Source organism: Altererythrobacter sp. CAU 1644 (assembly GCF_029623755.1).
GTDB classification, from domain to species: domain Bacteria; phylum Pseudomonadota; class Alphaproteobacteria; order Sphingomonadales; family Sphingomonadaceae; genus Erythrobacter; species Erythrobacter arenosus.
Genome location: NZ_CP121106.1, coordinates 344,575 through 360,562, shown reverse-complemented (window position 1 = coordinate 360,562; position 15,988 = coordinate 344,575). Strand labels below are relative to the sequence as shown.

Genomic DNA, 15,988 nt, shown 5'->3' with positions numbered 1-15,988 from the left:
GGTGTGCCAAACTGTAAAAACCATGTAGTAACAGTGTATTACGAGATAGATTAAAATTCCGAAAAGGTAGGTATTGCCAAGAATTGGGAATTTTCACTATAGATTGGTCAATGGAACGGGATAACCAGTTTATCGGCCAGTCGGGCGCTTTTCTTGATGCGGTCGAGCGTGCCTCGCGCGCCGCCCCGATGAACCGCCCCGTGCTGGTGATCGGCGAGCGAGGAACGGGTAAGGAACTCATCGCCGAACGTCTTCATCGCCTCTCAACCCGCTGGGACGAGCCGCTGGTGGTCATGAACTGCGCCGCGCTTCCCGAAACGCTGATCGAAGCGGAACTGTTCGGTCACGAGGCAGGTGCGTTTACCGGTGCTACCAAGGCGCGGGTCGGAAGGTTCGAGGAAGCCGACAAAGGCACGCTATTTCTCGACGAATTGGGCACTCTTTCGATGGGCGCGCAAGAGCGGTTACTCCGCGCGGTAGAATATGGCGAGGTTACGCGCATCGGATCTTCGCGTCCGATCCGGGTCGATGTGCGGATCGTCGCTGCGACGAATGACGATCTGCCCGCGCTGGCCGATCGCGGCGAATTCCGTGCCGACCTGCTCGACCGATTGAGCTTCGAGGTCATCACACTGCCGCCCTTGCGGGTGAGGGAGGGCGATATCCCCGTGCTCGCCGATTACTTCGGGCGCCGCATGGCAGCCGAACTCGACTGGCATGACTGGCCGGGTTTCGCGCCGCATGTCGCGAACGAGCTCGAGAAGCACGAATGGCCCGGCAATGTTCGCGAACTGCGTAACGTCGTCGAGCGCGCGGTCTATCGCTGGGACGATCCCGGCCAGCCGATCGGCTATGCCCAGTTCGATCCATTCGAAAGCCCTTGGAAACCTTTCGTGCCTAACCACCGCAAATCGGCAGATGCCTCTGCGAGCGCAATGGTGAGTAACGGGGCGGCCTCAGCCGCAGCACCCGATTACGACTCGATTGACGATCTGCGCGCTGCGGTAGACGAGCATGAGCGGACGATAGTCGAGCATGCGCTGGGCAGGCATCGGTGGAACCAGAGGCAGACTGCCAAGGCGTTGGGATTGAGCTATGACCAGTTGCGCCATTGCATCAAGAAGCATGGCCTGATCGAGGCGAGCGAGTAGAGGTAAGAGAAGGGTCAGGGTTGCATGCGCGGACCGGGTCGATTGTTGGGCATCTTGCTCATTGCGCTGATCATTGCTGCGGTCGCCGTTGCTCTCAACAAGTATGCCGACGACCAGGCGGAAGAGATCGCCTCCGTTGCCTTGGAGCAAAGGGCTGAGCAGGAGGATGACGCAGACGAAGTGGAGCCGACGACAGACGAGCCCAGCGAGGATTGCGTCAGTGCGCAGGCGGAATATGACGAGAAGTGGGACCGCAGCGTCGAGGAGCCGGACAACGTTGAAGCGGAGGAAGCGCTCGAGGAGGAATTGACCGAGCTCCTGGCGGCCTGCGAAACGTAGCGATCTTCAAGCTTCCGTTGGCCAATGATTCATCCGCTCGCGTTGAGCCCGGCGATTTCCATGGTTGATGACGATCTCGTGCCAAATTCGTCCCTATTGCCCAAGTACCTGTAAACACAGAACTTACCCGATTCTCCCTGGCTTATGATCATACTTGCATCGACATTAGCCATCGATGTCAGTCATCAAATTTCAGCTGGAATTAGCCTTCACTGGTCGAACCCCTGATCCGGGAAAGACCGAGGGGACCAGGCAATGATTTCGAAGCGGCTATATTCTGCTGGAGCGGCTGTCGCAGCCTTGGGGGCTGGACTCGCGGTGCCGACCGCACAGGCGCATCACTGGTGGGGGAGTTATGCCTGGTCCTATGACGGGGTGAACCCGGTCGATGCGGTGATCGTCGACAATACCGATGTCAATTGGCGGGCGCACGTCGAGGAAGCAGCATACGATTGGAATCTTTCACCGGCGATCGAAGCGCCAATGGCCTATGGCAACAATACCTCCTGCAGTTTTGTCAGCGGCACGATCCAGGTCTGCAACGACAATTATGGCTCGAATGGCTGGCTGGGACTGGCCAGCATCGCGCTTTCCGGGGGCAAGATCGTTGCGGGCACGACCAAGCTCAACGATTATTACTTCCTGCAGGAGCGGTACAACACTTACAGCTGGCGCCAACTGGTGACCTGTCAGGAAATCGGCCACGACTACGGGCTCGCCCATCAGAACGAGAACTTCGGTACCGATGCCACTAATTCGTGCATGGAATACACGAGTTGGCCTGCCGACAACGAACATCCCGACTACCACGACTACGAGCAGTTGCAGATCATGTACGCCGGTGGCGGCGGAACTGACGGCGGCGGCGGGACCGATGGCGGCAGCGGTGGCGGCGGCAAGGGCAAGGGCGGCGGCAAGGGCGGGGGATCCGGCGGTGGCAAGGGCAAGAACAAGTTCACCCTGCCTCCGGTCGGCAACACGCCCGAACACTGGGGGCGCCCGGTCGATTACCTTCCGAACGGGAAACCGCACGTTTTCGTCCGCGATGTCGCGGGCGTGAAATTCGTCACGCATGTCACTTGGGCACCCGACAAGGGACCCGACCACGATCACGAACACTGATCGGCTGAATCAACCGTTGCCCTTGGGTCGCGCCAGGGCCGCATCGGGGCGGGAGGAGGGGTCTCTCCCGCCCCTTTTTGCTCCGCCAATAATTCCTGCGCCCGGTTTGCCTTGAGCAAGGTCAGCGCTTATCAACAGTGACTTGGGACTGGGGTTTTGGAGCAAGGGCGGGGTCGCCAGAGCGAAAATCCCCATTGCGGGAGATGATCATGAAATTTCTGCTGAAATCCGGCGCAATTGCCGGCGTATCCGTTGTCGCACTTCTCGCCACTTCGGCCGATGCGCGCCACCAATGGCGCAAGTATGCCTGGGCTTGGGACGGAACGCCCCTTGCCGTGGTGATCTACGACAATACCGCCAGTAGCGATTGGCAAGGCCGCGCCGCTGCAGCCAGTGCGGCCTGGAATGAATCGCCTAGCGTCAATGGTACGGTAAAGGGCGGCAACAATCCTGAATGCGACTTCATCACGGGACAAATCCACGTTTGCAGTGACGACTATGGCTCGGTCGGGTGGCTGGGCCTAGCCAGCATCAGCCTCAACGGGAACGAGATCAAGGCTGGCTGGACCAAGGTCAACGACTTCTATTTCAACCAGCCCCGCTACGATAGCGACATCTGGCGCCAGCTCGTGATGTGCCAGGAGATTGGACACGATTACGGTCTCGGCCATCAGAACGAGAACTTCAATTCGAATACAACCGACTCGTGCATGGAATATACCAGCACTCCGACCGAGATCGACATGACGCCCGACGCGCACGATTATGAGCAATTGGAGGCAATGTATCCCACCAGCGGCGGAACTGGCGATGGGGGCGGCAATGGTGGTGGCAAGGGCGGGAACAAGCCGCGTGGCAAGCCCGCCAGTCTTCCATCCGTGGGCAACACGCCTGAGAGTTGGGGCAGGCCAATCGACTTCCTGCCCAATGGCAAGCCATTCGTCTACGAACGCGCACTGAGCGACGGGACGAGGATCGTTACTCACGTAACATGGACGATCGAGGCAGCGGGCGAGCATGGTGATCATCATCATGAAGGACCCCGGCGTCACAAGGGTGAGCGGATCTTCGACTTCTGATTTTTTGGGTCTGACTGGGAAAGGGGTTCGGTGGACGGCCCCTTTTCTTTGGTGCTTGCCTTTCTATTTGGCCGCGCCTATTTAGCCGCCATCCCGACATTGTCGTGACAAGGTTTGGATGCTGGCGCCGCAAGGGGCCGGCCCAAAACCTCGTTGCTGCGATGCGGATCGAAACGGAGACCGAATGGCGGATATCGCGCGACTGACCGAGATCATCGAACCCGAGGCGAAAGCCCTGGGATTCGACCTCGTGCGCGTGAAGATGATGCCGTCCGAAGCCGGCGATGGCGGCATGGCGCTCCAGATCATGGCCGAGGACCCGGCAACCGGGCAGCTGATCATCGACCAGTGCGCCGCGCTCAGCCGCCGTGTCTCCGATGCGATCGACGCGGCCGAAGAAATCGGCGAGGTGCTGATCGAGGGTGCCTATCATCTCGAAGTAAGTTCGCCCGGCATCGACCGTCCGCTGACCAGGGCGAAGGACTTCGCCGACTGGGCCGGGCACGAGACCAAGGTCTCGCTCAACGAAAAGGTCGACGGCGTTCGCAATTTGCGTGGTAAGCTCCTCGGCATCGAGGGCGACACGGTTACCGTTGAAGATAACAAGGCGGGCGCGGTTTCCTTCCCGCTCGACAATATTCATAGCGCCAAGCTCGTCCTGACCGACGAGCTGATCGCTGCAACCCAACCTCTCGACACCACCGGTGCCGAGGACATAGTCGAAGACGAAACAGAGAAGGCTGACGACTGATGGCCAGTGCAATTTCCGCCAACAAGGCCGAGCTGCTCGCGATCGCAAACGCGGTTGCCTCGGAAAAGATGATCGACAAGGCGATCGTCATCGAGGCGATGGAAGAAGCGATCCAAAAGAGCGCCCGCAACCGCTATGGTGCGGAGAACGACATCCGTGCGAAGCTCGATCCGCAAACCGGCGACCTGCGCCTGTGGCGCGTTGTCGAAGTGGTCGAGGAAGTCGAAGACTACTTCAAGCAGGTCGATCTCAAGCAGGCGCAGAAGCTGGACGCGGATGCCAAGCTGGGCGACTTCATCGTCGATCCGCTGCCGCCGGTCGATCTCGGCCGCATCGACGCGCAATCGGCCAAGCAGGTGATCTTCCAGAAGGTCCGCGATGCCGAGCGTGAGCGCCAGTTCGAGGAATTCAAGGATCGCGCGGGCGAAGTCATCACCGGCGTGATCAAGTCGGTCGAATTCGGTCACGTGATCGTCAATCTCGGCCGCGCCGAGGGTGTCATTCGCCGCGACCAGCAGATCCCGCGCGAAGCCGCGCGTGTCGGCGAACGAGTTCGCGCGCTGATCACCAAGGTCGAGCGTAACAATCGCGGCCCGCAGATTTTCCTGAGCCGCGCGCACCCCGATTTTATGCGCAAGCTGTTTGCGCAGGAAGTACCCGAAATCTACGACGGGATCATCGAGATCAAGGCCGCTGCCCGCGACCCGGGCAGCCGCGCCAAGATCGGCGTGATCAGCCACGACAGCTCGATCGATCCGGTTGGTGCCTGCGTCGGCATGAAGGGCAGCCGCGTCCAGGCCGTCGTGCAGGAACTGCAGGGCGAGAAGATCGACATCATTCCGTGGTCGGAAGACACCGCGACCTTCATCGTCAACGCGCTGCAGCCGGCAACGGTTAGCCGCGTGGTTCTCGACGAGGACGATGGTCGCATCGAGGTGGTCGTTCCCGACGATCAGCTTTCGCTCGCCATTGGCCGCCGCGGTCAGAACGTGCGCCTCGCCAGCCAGCTCACCGGTCACCAGATCGATATCATGACCGAGGAAGAGGCGAGCGAAAAGCGGAGCAAGGAATTCGCCGAACGCTCGAAGATGTTCGAGGAAGAGCTCGACGTCGACGAAACGCTGTCGCAGCTGCTCGTGGCGGAAGGTTTCGCCGAGCTCGAGGAAGTCGCCTATGTCGAGTTGGCCGAACTTGCCAGCATCGAAGGCTTCGACGACGAACTTGCCGAGGAACTCCAGAACCGCGCCCAGGAAGCGCTCGATCGTCAGGAAGCAGCGCACCGCGAGGCACGCCGCGAACTGGGCGTCGAAGACGACCTTGCCGAAATCCCGCACCTCACCGAAGCTATGCTGGTGACGTTGGGTAAGGCCGGGATCAAGACGCTCGACGACCTCGCCGATCTCGCCACCGACGAGCTGATCGCGAAGAAGCGCGAGGCTCCGCGCCGCCGCAACAATGCCGACGGGCCGCCGATGCGGCGCCCGCAGCGCACCGAAGACAAGGGCGGCGTGCTGGGCGAGTACGGCCTCAGCGAAGAACAGGGCAACGAGATCATCATGGCTGCCCGCGCCCATTGGTTCGACGACGAGGAAGAGGCACCCGCCACTTCCACGGAAGAGCCCGACACCCAGGAGGCCGCCGATGCGGACTCCACCCAATGAGCGCCTGACGTCCGACATCGCTGGCCGGCCCAAGGCACGGAACGCTTCCGAGCCCGAACGCCGCTGCATCCTTTCGGGAGAGCATGGCTCGCGCGATAGCCTCGTGCGGCTGGCGATTTCTCCCGAAGGGCTGGTGTTGCCCGACCCGGCCGCAAAGGCGCCGGGACGCGGGGCCTGGATCGGCGTGACCCGCGCTGAACTTGAAGCAGCCACGGCCAAGGGCCATCTCAAGGGAGCGCTGGCGCGTGCCTTCAAGGGTGCGTCGCTGTCGATCCCGGAGGATCTCGCCGATCTGGTCGAGCAGGCGCTGGAACGCAGCCTCAGGGACCGGTTGGGCCTCGAGCTGCGAGCGGGCAAGCTTGTGCTTGGGTCGGACCGTATCGCCGAACAGGCCCGGATGGGCCGAATCGCAATGCTGCTCCATGCAGCGGATGCGAGCGAGGACGGACGCAAGAAGCTCGATCAGGCATGGCGCGTGGGGCGCGATGCCGAAGGTTCGGGCGAACGTGGGCGAGTGTTACCACTGGACCGGGCGGCTTTGTCTGTGGCATTGGGCCGCGAGAATGTCGTCCATCTGGCGCTAGCCGATGCCGCAGCGGCAGAGCGGGTCGAACAGGCCCTGGCGCGCCTGCTGCACTATATCGAGGGCGAAAAGCCTGTTGAAACAGAAGGTTCTGTGCCGATGGCGCAGCGCCAGGACGACGAATTGAACGCGTGAAGGAAAAGCGAGCTAGATGAGCGACGAAGAAACCAAACCTGCCCGTAAACCGCTAGGCCTCAAGAGGTCGGTCGACGCTGGCGAGGTCAAGCAGACCTTCAGCCACGGCCGCACCAACAAGGTTGCGGTCGAGGTCAAGCGCCGCCGCAAGCTCGTCAAGCCGGGCGAAGCGCCCGCGCCCGAGCCGACGCCCGAACCGGCACCCGAGCCCGCACCGGTTGCGGAGGCACCCAAGAAGGCTGCGCCCAAGAAGCCTGCTCCGGCTGCCGAAACGCCGCAGGAGCGCGTCGCTCGCCTCCAGCGCGAGGCCGAGGAAGAGCGCCTGCGCCTGGCCGAGGAAGCGCGCAAGCGTGACGACAAGGCTGCCAAGAAGGCTGCCGAAGACGAGAAGAAGCGCGCCGAAGAAAATCGCAAGGCCGAGGAAGAGGCCGAGAAGCGCGCCGTTGACGAAGCCAAGGTCGAGGCCGAGGCTCCGGCAGCGGATGACGCCGTCGAAGTGCCGGACCAGGCCGATGAGGGTACGCCCACGCCTGCTCCGCGTAAGTTCACTCCGGTAGCCCGGCCCGAGCCGAAGCGTCCGGAAAAGAAGAAGAAGGAAGAAAAGCCCGCTCGCGGTGCGCCGACCGGTGGCAAGGACAAGCGTCGCTCTGGCAAGCTGACCGTCACTCGTGCGCTCAACGAAGACGAGGGTCGCCGCGCCCGTTCGCTCGCCGCGCTCAAGCGTGCGCGCGAAAAGGAACGCCGCCTTCACGGTGGACCAGCCGCTCCGCGCGAGAAGCAGGTCCGCGACGTGGTCGTGCCTGAGGCGATCACCGTCCAGGAACTCGCCAACCGCATGGCGGAAAAGGGCGCCGACCTGGTGAAAGCGCTGTTCAATATGGGCATGATGGTGACCGTCAACCAGACGATCGACCAGGACACGGCAGAGTTGCTGGTCGAGGAATTCGGCCACAACATCACCCGCGTTTCCGAAAGTGATGTCGATATCGACACTTCGGAGGATCAGGATCCGGAAGAAACGCTCAAGGCACGCCCGCCGGTCGTGACGATCATGGGCCATGTCGATCATGGCAAGACGTCGCTGCTCGACGCGCTGCGTGGCACCGACGTGACCAAGGGCGAAGCCGGAGGCATCACCCAGCATATCGGCGCCTACCAGATCCAGACCAAGGACAAGCACAAGATCACGTTCCTCGACACGCCGGGGCACGAGGCCTTTACCGAGATGCGTGCGCGTGGTGCCAATGTCACTGACATCGTCGTGCTGGTCGTGGCGGCCGATGACGGCATCATGCCGCAGACGATCGAGGCCATCAATCACACCAAGGCTGCTGGCGTCCCGATGATCGTGGCGATCAACAAGATCGACAAGCCCGAGGCGAACCCCGACAACATCCGCAACCGCTTGCTCGAACACGAAGTGATCGTTGAGAAGATGTCGGGCGATGTGCAGGACGTCGAGGTCTCGGCCAAGGCCGGAACGGGTCTCGACGAGCTGATCGAGAAGATCCTGCTGCAGGCCGAACTGCTCGAGCTCAAGGCCCGCCCCGACCGCGATGCGGAAGCGACAGTGATCGAAGCGCAGCTCGACAAGGGCCGCGGCCCGGTCGCGACGGTGCTCGTCACGCGCGGCACGCTCAAGCGCGGCGACACCTTCGTCGTCGGCACCGAGAGCGGTCGTGTGCGTGCACTGATCGACGACAAGGGCAAGCAGGTGAAGGAAGCCGGTCCTTCGACGCCGGTCGAGGTGCTTGGTCTCGGCGGCGTGCCGGGGGCAGGCGACCAGATGACCGTGGTCGAGAACGAACAGCGCGCCCGCGAAGTCGCCGCCTATCGCCAGGAAAAGGCAACCGAAAAGCGTACCGCCCTCGCGCCGACCAGCTTCGATACGATGTTCAACAACCTCGCATCGAACGTGATCGAATTCCCGCTGCTGGTGAAAGCTGATGTGCAGGGTTCGGTCGAGGCGATCACGACTGCGCTGCACAACCTTTCGAATGACGACATCAAGGTCCGCGTCCTGCACGCTGGCGTCGGTGCCATCACCGAAAGCGACGTGACGCTGGCTGCGGCGTCCAACGCGCCCATCATCGGCTTCAACGTGCGGCCTAATGCCAAGGCACGCGACCTGGTGAAGCGCGACGGTGTCGAGATGAAGTATTACGACGTCATCTATCACCTGACCGAAGAAATCGCGAAGGAGATGGCAGGCGAGCTCGGCCCCGAGCGGATCGAGCATGTCGTTGGCCGGGCCGAGGTCAAGCAGGTCTTCCCTGCGGGCAAGAAGGACAAGGCTGCCGGTCTGCTGGTGCTCGAGGGTGCGATCCGCAAGGGTCTCCACGCTCGCCTCACCCGCGAGGATGTCATCGTTTCGGCAACCACAATCGCCTCGTTGCGAAGGTTCAAGGACGATGTGGACGAAGTCCGCGCCGGTCTCGAATGCGGCGTGGTGCTGGAAGACACCAACGACATCAAGCCGGGCGACAACCTCGAAGTCTTCGAAGTCGAGGAGCGTGAGCGGACCCTGTGACCGAGGCGTTCTTTCCGGACGACCAGATCGGCGATCACGGTTCGCCCCATACCGCTCTGCTCGGCTCCGAGTTCCTCGGTTTCGACGAGGAGAGCGCGACCGCGACCATGAGGTTCGAGATCAAGCGTGCGATGACCACCTGGCGCGGCGGCGTGCAGGGTGGTCTCGTCGCGGGCTATCTCGATGACGTCATGGGCTATGCCTATGTCGCGATGACTGGCGGCGAACAGGCGCCGCTCAACCTAGAGATCTCGATGCAGCTCCTGGGGCTTTTGCCCGAAGGGGCGACGATCATCGGCAAGGGCAGAGTTGTACGCGCTGGCCGTCGGGTGGTGTTCCTCGAAGGCGAATTGCTGAGCGAGGAAGGGCAGGTGCTTGCCCGCGCCACGTCGACCGCCATTCCGACAGCACGACCGGTTCCGCCAGAAGCGGGATCGACCCGCTAGTGGCGCGTTATCTGGCGTTGCTCGGCAGCATCAATGTCGGCGGCAATCGGATCAAGATGGAGGCCTTGCGCGGCGTGCTGGATAAGGCGGGCTTCGGACCGGTAGAAACCGTCGCCGCCAGCGGCAATGTCATCTTCAGCTCGAGCGAAAGCCGCGAATTGCTCGCCGATCGCATCGCCGAGGTGATCGCCAGGAATTTCCAGATTGCGAGCGTCGTCACGCTGCGAACACTCAATGAAGTTCGCTCGGCCGTCAGGGACAATCCGTTTCACGGCGAGGGGAGCGACAGGATGGTGCACACCATCTTCCTGCCCCGGCAGCCTTCGCAGGAAAGCTTCGACACACTGCTGCAAGAACATCGTGACCGCGGAGCCGAAAGGCTCGCATTGGGAAACCAGGTACTTTATCTGGACTATGTCCATGGGGTAGGGGTTTCCGACCTCACGGGGAGGTTCCTCGAAATTAGGCTTGGCTGTCGCGGAACGGCGCGCAATATGACCTCGCTCAAGCGTATCATCGCGAAGATGGAAGCATCGGAATAATGGCCCGCCAACAATTCACCCCCGAACAGCACTCGGTCCGAGTTCTCAAGGTGAGCGAGCGCGTGCGACATATCCTCAGTGAGCTGCTCGCCCGCCAGGAGGTGCATGACGAGCGCGTTTCGGCTGCCAATATCGCAGTTACCGAGGTGCGCATGACGCCGGACCTGCGCAATGCGACAGCTTATGTGAAGCCGCTGCTCGGCAAGGGTGAGGACGAGATCGTCACCGCGCTGCGGCAGAATACCGCCTTTCTCCAGCGCGAAGTCGCCAAACGACTGGGCCTGAAGTTCGCGCCCAAGCTGCAGTTCCGCGCCGACGAGAGCTTCGACGAGGCAGACCGGATCGAGGCTCTTCTCCGCGATCCCAAGGTTGCGCGCGACCTCGACGAGGACTGATCGCCCATCAACTAGCGGCAACCATGTCGCTTCGCGGGCCCGTCACGTCGCGCCAATCCGCGACGCACGCAGATCGGCAAATCAACCAGTAGAAACCGCTCCCGCTGGCTCGATCGTAGTCGGCGTTTCGATGAACACGTCTGCACCCGGACCAAGCGGCAAGTCGAACACGACCCAGCCGATCGTCATTGCCAGCCCTGCGATCATCAGGCCGATCGAGAAGGGCAACATCATCGCAGTAAGGCTGCCGAGGCCGAAATTCCGATCCCAGCGCTGGGCGAAGATCAGGATCAGCGGGAAGAACGTCATCAGCGGCGTGATGATGTTCGTCGCGCTATCCCCGACGCGGTAGGCGGCGGTTGCCATCTCCGGCGAGATACCGAGCAGCATCAACATCGGCACCAGCACCGGGCCGAGCAGCGCCCATTTCGCGCTGGCCGATCCTACGAACAGGTTGATGAAGGCCGACACCAGGATGATCGCGGCGAGCAGAGCCCAGGCCGGTAGACCGGAAGAACCCAGCACATCGGCTCCGAACACGGCGAGTATCAGCCCGAGGTTCGACCACCCGAACATCGCCACGAAGTGCGAGATCGCCAGCACCAGTACGAGGTAATAGGCCATGTCCTCCATCGCGCCGGTCATCATCTTGACCAGGTCGCGATGGTTGCCGATCACGCCCGTTGCCTTGCCATAGGCCCAGCCCGCGGCGAGGAACAGCACCATGAAGAAGGCGACGAGGCTCTTGTAGAACGGTGCGAGGCGCGCTTCGGGCGCTGCCTGTGCATCGTAGAGCGGGGCATTCGGCATGAAAACGAACAGCGCCCACACAGCGCATACGGCCAGCACGGCGAGGCCGGCCCAGCGTAGCCCCTTGCTTTCGCCTTCGGTCAGCGGGCGGTCCTCCTGCGGGCCGGCCAGCTTGGCATCGGCGAACTGCGGATCCCAGGTGCCCAGTCGCGGTTCGACGATCCGGTCGTTGACGTACCAGATCACCGGCAGGAAGATGAAGGTCATCCCGGCGATGAAGTACCAGTTACCGGCAATGTTGGCGGCGTAATCCCCGAACACGGTTTCGACCGAAGCCTCGGTAATCCCGAACAGCAGCGCATCGAGCTGGCCGGGAATGAGATTGGCCGAAAAGCCGCCAGATACCCCGGCAAACCCGGCGGCGATGCCTGCGATCGGATGGCGACCGGCGGCATGGAAGATGATGCCAGAGAGCGGGATCAGGACGACATAGCCTGCGTCTGCGGCATGATTGCCCATCATCCCCACGAAGACCACCAGCGGCGTGAGCAGTGCCCTGGGCGCATTGCGCAGACCTGCCCGCATGGCCGTACCGAACAGGCCGACCCGTTCCGCCACGCCCGCGCCGAACATAACGATGAGCACATATCCCAAGGGGTGGAAATGGGTGTAGGTCTCCGGCATCTCATTCCAGAGACGGCGGATGTTCTCGCTCGACAGCAGGCTCTCGGCGGCGATGATGCGCGCCGCGCCCGTGTCGGGATCGATCTCGGTCGGGTGTGCGGCGCCCAGGCCCATCAGGTCGGCCACCAGGCTGATCGCGATCAGCGCGAGGATGAAATAGAAGAACAGGAAGACGGGGTCGGGTAACTTGTTACCGCTACGCTCTATCCAGCCGAGGAAGCCGCCATTCTTGGCGGTTGCCGCTCCATCCATCCAAATTCTCCGGGTTCGACGATATTTTCCAGGGGCCTAGCATTGGGAATACTCCCTGTCTGCCCCGTGAATGGCGGTCGTCGAATACGGCGGAGCGTCCAGTCAGCCGCCGGGCACCAGCCGCGCGTTCATCCTGATCGTGACCTTGCGACCCACGATCAGGCGATAGGCGGTCATCCCATAATCGCGGCGGTCGATCTGCATTTCGCCCGAGAGCGTGATCGCCTTGCCCTTGGGGGCAGTCAGGGGCGCAGTATCGAATGTGACATCCAGCGTCTCCTCGCGGGTGACACCGCGCGCGGTGAGCTTGCCCTGGACCTTGGCGCGCCTGGCATCGATCATCGTCAACCTGTCGCCGAAGAACTGGATGGTGGGATATTTCTCTACCCAGAAGAACTTTTCTCCCCGCAGGCGCTTGAGTGTCACTTCGTCGGGCGCAGTCAGCTTCCTGGCATCGAGTGTGACTGCAATGAAGGCCTTGTCGGGTTGCTCAGGCGCGATCCGGACGCTCCCGGCCATGTTGGGAAACTGCGCGGTCTTGCTGGCGAGGCCGAAGAAGGCGACCTTGGCGGACACCGAGCTGGCGCTGGCATCGAGCACGTAGTTGAGCGGTGAGCTGGCGATTGTGAGCGCAGCCAGGATCGGCAACAGCAACAGGCGGACATGTATCATGCGACTCTCCATCATGTCCCCAGCGGGCACCATAACCCAATTGTGGAGTAACGTTTAGGGTGCTGGTCTATTCCCTTCCGCTGGGCAAGAAGGGGCGCATGGCGAAACTCTATTTCTACTATGCGAGCATGAACGCTGGTAAGTCGACCACGCTGCTGCAGGCGGACTTCAACTATCGCGAGCGCGGGATGCACACCATGCTGTGGACTGCACAGCTCGACGATCGCGGTGCCGACAAGGCGATTGAAAGCCGGATCGGGCTCGGCGCAGAGGCGCATCGCTATGGAAAAGCCACCGATCTGTGGGCGGACGTCATGGCGTCGCATCGGGTTGAACCCCTCGATTGCGTGCTGATCGACGAGGCGCAGTTCCTCAGCAAGGAGCAGGTCTGGCAGTGCGCGCGCCTCGCGGACGAGGGCGGAATTCCCGTGCTTTGCTATGGCCTGCGCACCGATTTCCAGGGCGAACTCTTCCCGGGCTCGGCAGCGCTGCTAGGCATTGCCGATGCCTTGGTGGAGCTGAAGGCGGTGTGCCATTGCGGCCGCAAGGCGACGATGAACCTGCGGGTCGATGAAAGCGGCGCTGCGGTAAAACAAGGCGCGCAGACCGAGATCGGAGGCAACGATCGCTATGTCGCGCTGTGCCGCAAGCATTTCAGCGAGGCTCTGGCGGGATAGGCCGGGCTACCCTATCTACCGTCAATGAACGAAACCCTCGCTCTCATTATCGTCCTGGTCCCGGCACTGATTGTCGCGATTGTCTTCCACGAAGTTGCGCATGGCTATGTCGCCAACCTGCTCGGCGATCCGACCGCCAAGGAACGCAAGCGGCTGAGCCTCAATCCGCTGCGCCATGTCGACCCGGTCGGCACGCTGCTGGTGCCGGGCATGCTCGCGCTGGCGAGCGGTCCGATTTTCGGCTGGGCCAAGCCAGTGCCGGTGGTGAAGCAGCGGCTCGATAACCCGCGCTATGGCATGATGGCAGTGGCCGCGGCAGGGCCGGGGACCAATTTTGTCCTCGCTGCTATCGGAGCGATTGCGCTCGGCCTGCTGGCGCCTTCGCTGCAGATCGAGGCGGGGGCCGAACCGGGATTGCTGACGCAGGGCCTGTTCTACTTCATCCTGATCAACATATTCCTCGGCATTTTCAACCTGTTGCCGATCCCGCCTTTCGACGGCTCGCACATCGTCGAGGGCTTGATGCCGCGCAAATACGTGCATCTCTACGAGAAGCTGCGCCCGTTCGGCATGGTCCTGTTCTTCGGATTGGTCGCGGTGACATGGTTCGCGCCTGAGCTGGGCGTGCTCGAAAACACGATCGGTCCTCCGGTCGAATGGGCGCTCGAAAAATACCTGTCGCTGGCCGCTGCCGTCTCGGGCTAGGTACGGGCAGCAAACCAGTCGGCGACGCGCTGCTGCGCTGCGGAGTCGAGATGCAGCCCCAGCTTGCTGCGCCGCCAGAGCACGTCTTCGGCACCCTGCGCGAATTCCTCTCGAACAAGGTATTCAAGCTCGGCTTCGTAGAGGTCGCCGCCCATGTGTTCGCCCAGATCGTCGGTGCTCCGCGCTCCGCCCAGGACGCGTTCGATCCGAGTGCCATAGGCGCGCATCAGGCGGCGCACGCCTTCCGGGCCGAACCAGGGAAAGCGGGCCATGGTTTCGGCAAACTCGTGATCGAAGCGCGCCGGATCGATATCGCCCCCCGGTAGCGGCGAGTTCGCGGTCCACGCTTCGCCGTCGAGGCCGCCCAGCTTCTCGAGCGCGTGTTCGGCGAGCTTGCGATAGGTGGTGAGCTTGCCTCCGAAGACCGACAGGATCGGCGGCGCCCTTTCCGTATCGTCGAGTTCGAAGACGTAATCGCGCGTAACCGTGGAATTGTTCGCCGAGTTATCCTCGTAGAGCGGGCGTACGCCGGAGTAGTCCCAGATAGCCTGATGGTGCGTGACATCGACCTTCAGGTATTCGTTGATAGCGTCGCAGATGTAGCGCTTTTCCTCATCCGAGATTCTGACCAGATCGGGATCGTCCTTGAACAGCACATCGGTGGTCCCGACCAGCGTGAACTCGCGCTCGTAGGGAATCGCGAAAACGATCCGGTTGTCGCGGTTCTGGAAGATATAGGCGTGGCGACCTTCGTAGAGCTTGGGGAAGACCAGATGGCTGCCTTTGACGAGCCGCAGGTTCTGGTGCGGCTTGTCGGGAATGGCGCGGCCGAGGACTTCGTCGACCCACGGCCCCGCGGCATTGACGACGATGCGGGCCGAAACCTCGCTTTCGCCATGCCGGTCGCGCAGGCGAGCGGTCCAGCGATCCTTGCCGCGTTCGAGCGCGATACACTCGGTCCGGGTGCGAATGTCGGCGCCGCTCTCGCGGGCGTCCATGCAATTGAGCACCACCAGCCGCGCGTCCTCGACCCAGCAGTCCGAATATTCGAAGCCCCTGGTCAGCCGATCCTCGAGAATTTCCGAATGCGGGTAGCGGCGCAGGTCGACCGTGCTGGTCGGCGGCAGGAGCTTCCGCCCGCCGAGGTTGTCGTAGAGGAACAGGCCGAGGCGCAGCATCCACTTGGGCCTCAACCCCTTGTCGTGCGGCAGGACGAAGCGCAGCGGCCAGATGATATGCGGCGCGATCCTGAGCAGCCGCTCGCGTTCGATCAGGCTTTCGCGAACCAGCCTAAACTCGAAATGCTCGAGATAGCGCAAACCGCCGTGCACTAGCTTGGTCGAGGCGCTGGAGGTGTGCGCCGCCAGGTCGTCCTTCTCGACCAGCAGCACCTTCGCACCGCGCCCCGCCGCATCGCGCGCGATGCCCGCTCCGTTGATACCGCCGCCAATGATGAGAAGGTCGAAGTCTGCGCTCATTGCCGGAATGCTTGGCGTCAATGCCCAGGTTTGGCT

At 62.3% G+C, this 15,988-nt stretch carries 16 protein-coding genes; 13 read left to right on the top strand and 3 right to left on the bottom strand.

Features of this window, described 5'->3' with window-relative positions; all coding sequences use genetic code 11:
* Nucleotides 1–110 precede the first annotated feature (110 nt).
* The 11 genes from pspF to rbfA all read left to right on the top strand — a co-directional run bounded on the left by pspF (nucleotide 111) and on the right by rbfA (nucleotide 10,734).
* A complete protein-coding gene (gene pspF, locus P7228_RS01840; RefSeq protein ID WP_278016528.1) occupies nucleotides 111–1,151 on the top strand; it encodes a phage shock protein operon transcriptional activator in 1,041 nt (346 codons plus the stop codon).
* Nucleotides 1,152–1,175: 24 nt separating this feature from the next.
* Entirely contained in the window at nucleotides 1,176–1,490 is a 315-nt protein-coding gene (locus P7228_RS01835) for a hypothetical protein (RefSeq protein ID WP_278016527.1), read from the top strand.
* A 255-nt stretch (nucleotides 1,491–1,745) separates the two neighbouring features.
* Nucleotides 1,746–2,612 (top strand): hypothetical protein, encoded by an 867-nt coding sequence (locus tag P7228_RS01830; protein WP_278016526.1) that lies wholly within the window; start codon nucleotides 1,746–1,748, stop codon nucleotides 2,610–2,612.
* Nucleotides 2,613–2,821: 209 nt separating this feature from the next.
* The gene (locus P7228_RS01825; protein ID WP_278016525.1) at nucleotides 2,822–3,691 is read left to right on the top strand and encodes a hypothetical protein; all 870 of its coding nucleotides are present in this window, start codon (nucleotides 2,822–2,824) and stop codon (nucleotides 3,689–3,691) included.
* 184 nt (nucleotides 3,692–3,875) lie between these two features.
* Complete coding sequence (gene rimP, locus P7228_RS01820) at nucleotides 3,876–4,442, top strand: ribosome maturation protein RimP (RefSeq protein ID WP_278016524.1); 567 nt, start codon at nucleotides 3,876–3,878, stop codon at nucleotides 4,440–4,442.
* Nucleotides 4,442–6,103: a transcription termination factor NusA gene (gene nusA, locus P7228_RS01815; protein ID WP_278016523.1), complete on the top strand. Its 1,662-nt coding sequence runs from the start codon at nucleotides 4,442–4,444 to the stop codon at nucleotides 6,101–6,103. The genes rimP and nusA overlap by 1 nt, the downstream gene beginning before the upstream one ends.
* Entirely contained in the window at nucleotides 6,084–6,821 is a 738-nt protein-coding gene (locus P7228_RS01810; RefSeq protein WP_278016522.1) for a DUF448 domain-containing protein, read from the top strand. The genes nusA and P7228_RS01810 overlap by 20 nt, the downstream gene beginning before the upstream one ends.
* Nucleotides 6,822–6,837: 16 nt before the next feature.
* Entirely contained in the window at nucleotides 6,838–9,351 is a 2,514-nt protein-coding gene (gene infB, locus P7228_RS01805; RefSeq protein WP_278016521.1) for a translation initiation factor IF-2, read from the top strand.
* A complete protein-coding gene (locus tag P7228_RS01800) occupies nucleotides 9,348–9,797 on the top strand; it encodes a PaaI family thioesterase (protein WP_278016520.1) in 450 nt (149 codons plus the stop codon). Before infB ends, P7228_RS01800 begins: the two co-directional genes overlap by 4 nt.
* Nucleotides 9,797–10,339: a DUF1697 domain-containing protein gene (locus tag P7228_RS01795; RefSeq protein WP_278016519.1), complete on the top strand. Its 543-nt coding sequence runs from the start codon at nucleotides 9,797–9,799 to the stop codon at nucleotides 10,337–10,339. Before P7228_RS01800 ends, P7228_RS01795 begins: the two co-directional genes overlap by 1 nt.
* Entirely contained in the window at nucleotides 10,339–10,734 is a 396-nt protein-coding gene (gene rbfA, locus P7228_RS01790; protein WP_278016518.1) for a 30S ribosome-binding factor RbfA, read from the top strand. Before P7228_RS01795 ends, rbfA begins: the two co-directional genes overlap by 1 nt.
* An 81-nt stretch (nucleotides 10,735–10,815) precedes the next feature.
* Here rbfA and P7228_RS01785 read toward each other — a convergent pair whose 3' ends face one another.
* Both P7228_RS01785 and P7228_RS01780 read right to left on the bottom strand, forming a co-directional pair.
* Entirely contained in the window at nucleotides 10,816–12,420 is a 1,605-nt protein-coding gene (locus P7228_RS01785; RefSeq protein ID WP_278016517.1) for an AbgT family transporter, read from the bottom strand.
* A gap of 102 nt (nucleotides 12,421–12,522) precedes the next feature.
* On the bottom strand, nucleotides 12,523–13,092 hold the full coding sequence (locus P7228_RS01780; RefSeq protein ID WP_278016516.1) for a YceI family protein: 570 nt from the start codon (nucleotides 13,090–13,092) through the stop codon (nucleotides 12,523–12,525).
* A gap of 98 nt (nucleotides 13,093–13,190) precedes the next feature.
* Here P7228_RS01780 and P7228_RS01775 point away from each other — a divergent pair, with 98 nt between their 5' ends.
* Nucleotides 13,191–13,769: a thymidine kinase gene (locus P7228_RS01775; RefSeq protein WP_278016515.1), complete on the top strand. Its 579-nt coding sequence runs from the start codon at nucleotides 13,191–13,193 to the stop codon at nucleotides 13,767–13,769.
* 24 nt (nucleotides 13,770–13,793) lie between these two features.
* A complete protein-coding gene (locus P7228_RS01770; protein WP_278016514.1) occupies nucleotides 13,794–14,474 on the top strand; it encodes a site-2 protease family protein in 681 nt (226 codons plus the stop codon).
* Here the strand turns inward: P7228_RS01770 and glpD are convergent.
* Entirely contained in the window at nucleotides 14,471–15,952 is a 1,482-nt protein-coding gene (gene glpD / locus P7228_RS01765) for a glycerol-3-phosphate dehydrogenase (protein WP_278016513.1), read from the bottom strand. The two genes, P7228_RS01770 and glpD, sit on opposite strands and share 4 nt — an antisense overlap.
* Nucleotides 15,953–15,988: the final 36 nt, after the last annotated feature.

What these genes read in the sequence shown, in the direction of transcription:
- rbfA (WP_278016518.1), top strand. Translation starts at nt 10,339, where the DNA reads ATGGCCCGCCAACAATTCACCCCCGAACAGCACTCGGTCCGAGTTCTC.
- nusA (WP_278016523.1), top strand. Translation starts at nt 4,442, where the DNA reads ATGGCCAGTGCAATTTCCGCCAACAAGGCCGAGCTGCTCGCGATCGCA.
- P7228_RS01770 (WP_278016514.1), top strand. Translation starts at nt 13,794, where the DNA reads ATGAACGAAACCCTCGCTCTCATTATCGTCCTGGTCCCGGCACTGATT.
- P7228_RS01830 (WP_278016526.1), top strand. Translation starts at nt 1,746, where the DNA reads ATGATTTCGAAGCGGCTATATTCTGCTGGAGCGGCTGTCGCAGCCTTG.
- P7228_RS01825 (WP_278016525.1), top strand. Translation starts at nt 2,822, where the DNA reads ATGAAATTTCTGCTGAAATCCGGCGCAATTGCCGGCGTATCCGTTGTC.
- P7228_RS01780 (WP_278016516.1), bottom strand. Translation starts at nt 13,092, where the DNA reads ATGATACATGTCCGCCTGTTGCTGTTGCCGATCCTGGCTGCGCTCACA.
- P7228_RS01835 (WP_278016527.1), top strand. Translation starts at nt 1,176, where the DNA reads ATGCGCGGACCGGGTCGATTGTTGGGCATCTTGCTCATTGCGCTGATC.
- glpD (WP_278016513.1), bottom strand. Translation starts at nt 15,952, where the DNA reads ATGAGCGCAGACTTCGACCTTCTCATCATTGGCGGCGGTATCAACGGA.
- infB (WP_278016521.1), top strand. Translation starts at nt 6,838, where the DNA reads ATGAGCGACGAAGAAACCAAACCTGCCCGTAAACCGCTAGGCCTCAAG.
- P7228_RS01775 (WP_278016515.1), top strand. Translation starts at nt 13,191, where the DNA reads ATGGCGAAACTCTATTTCTACTATGCGAGCATGAACGCTGGTAAGTCG.
- P7228_RS01810 (WP_278016522.1), top strand. Translation starts at nt 6,084, where the DNA reads ATGCGGACTCCACCCAATGAGCGCCTGACGTCCGACATCGCTGGCCGG.
- pspF (WP_278016528.1), top strand. Translation starts at nt 111, where the DNA reads ATGGAACGGGATAACCAGTTTATCGGCCAGTCGGGCGCTTTTCTTGAT.
- rimP (WP_278016524.1), top strand. Translation starts at nt 3,876, where the DNA reads ATGGCGGATATCGCGCGACTGACCGAGATCATCGAACCCGAGGCGAAA.
- P7228_RS01785 (WP_278016517.1), bottom strand. Translation starts at nt 12,420, where the DNA reads ATGGATGGAGCGGCAACCGCCAAGAATGGCGGCTTCCTCGGCTGGATA.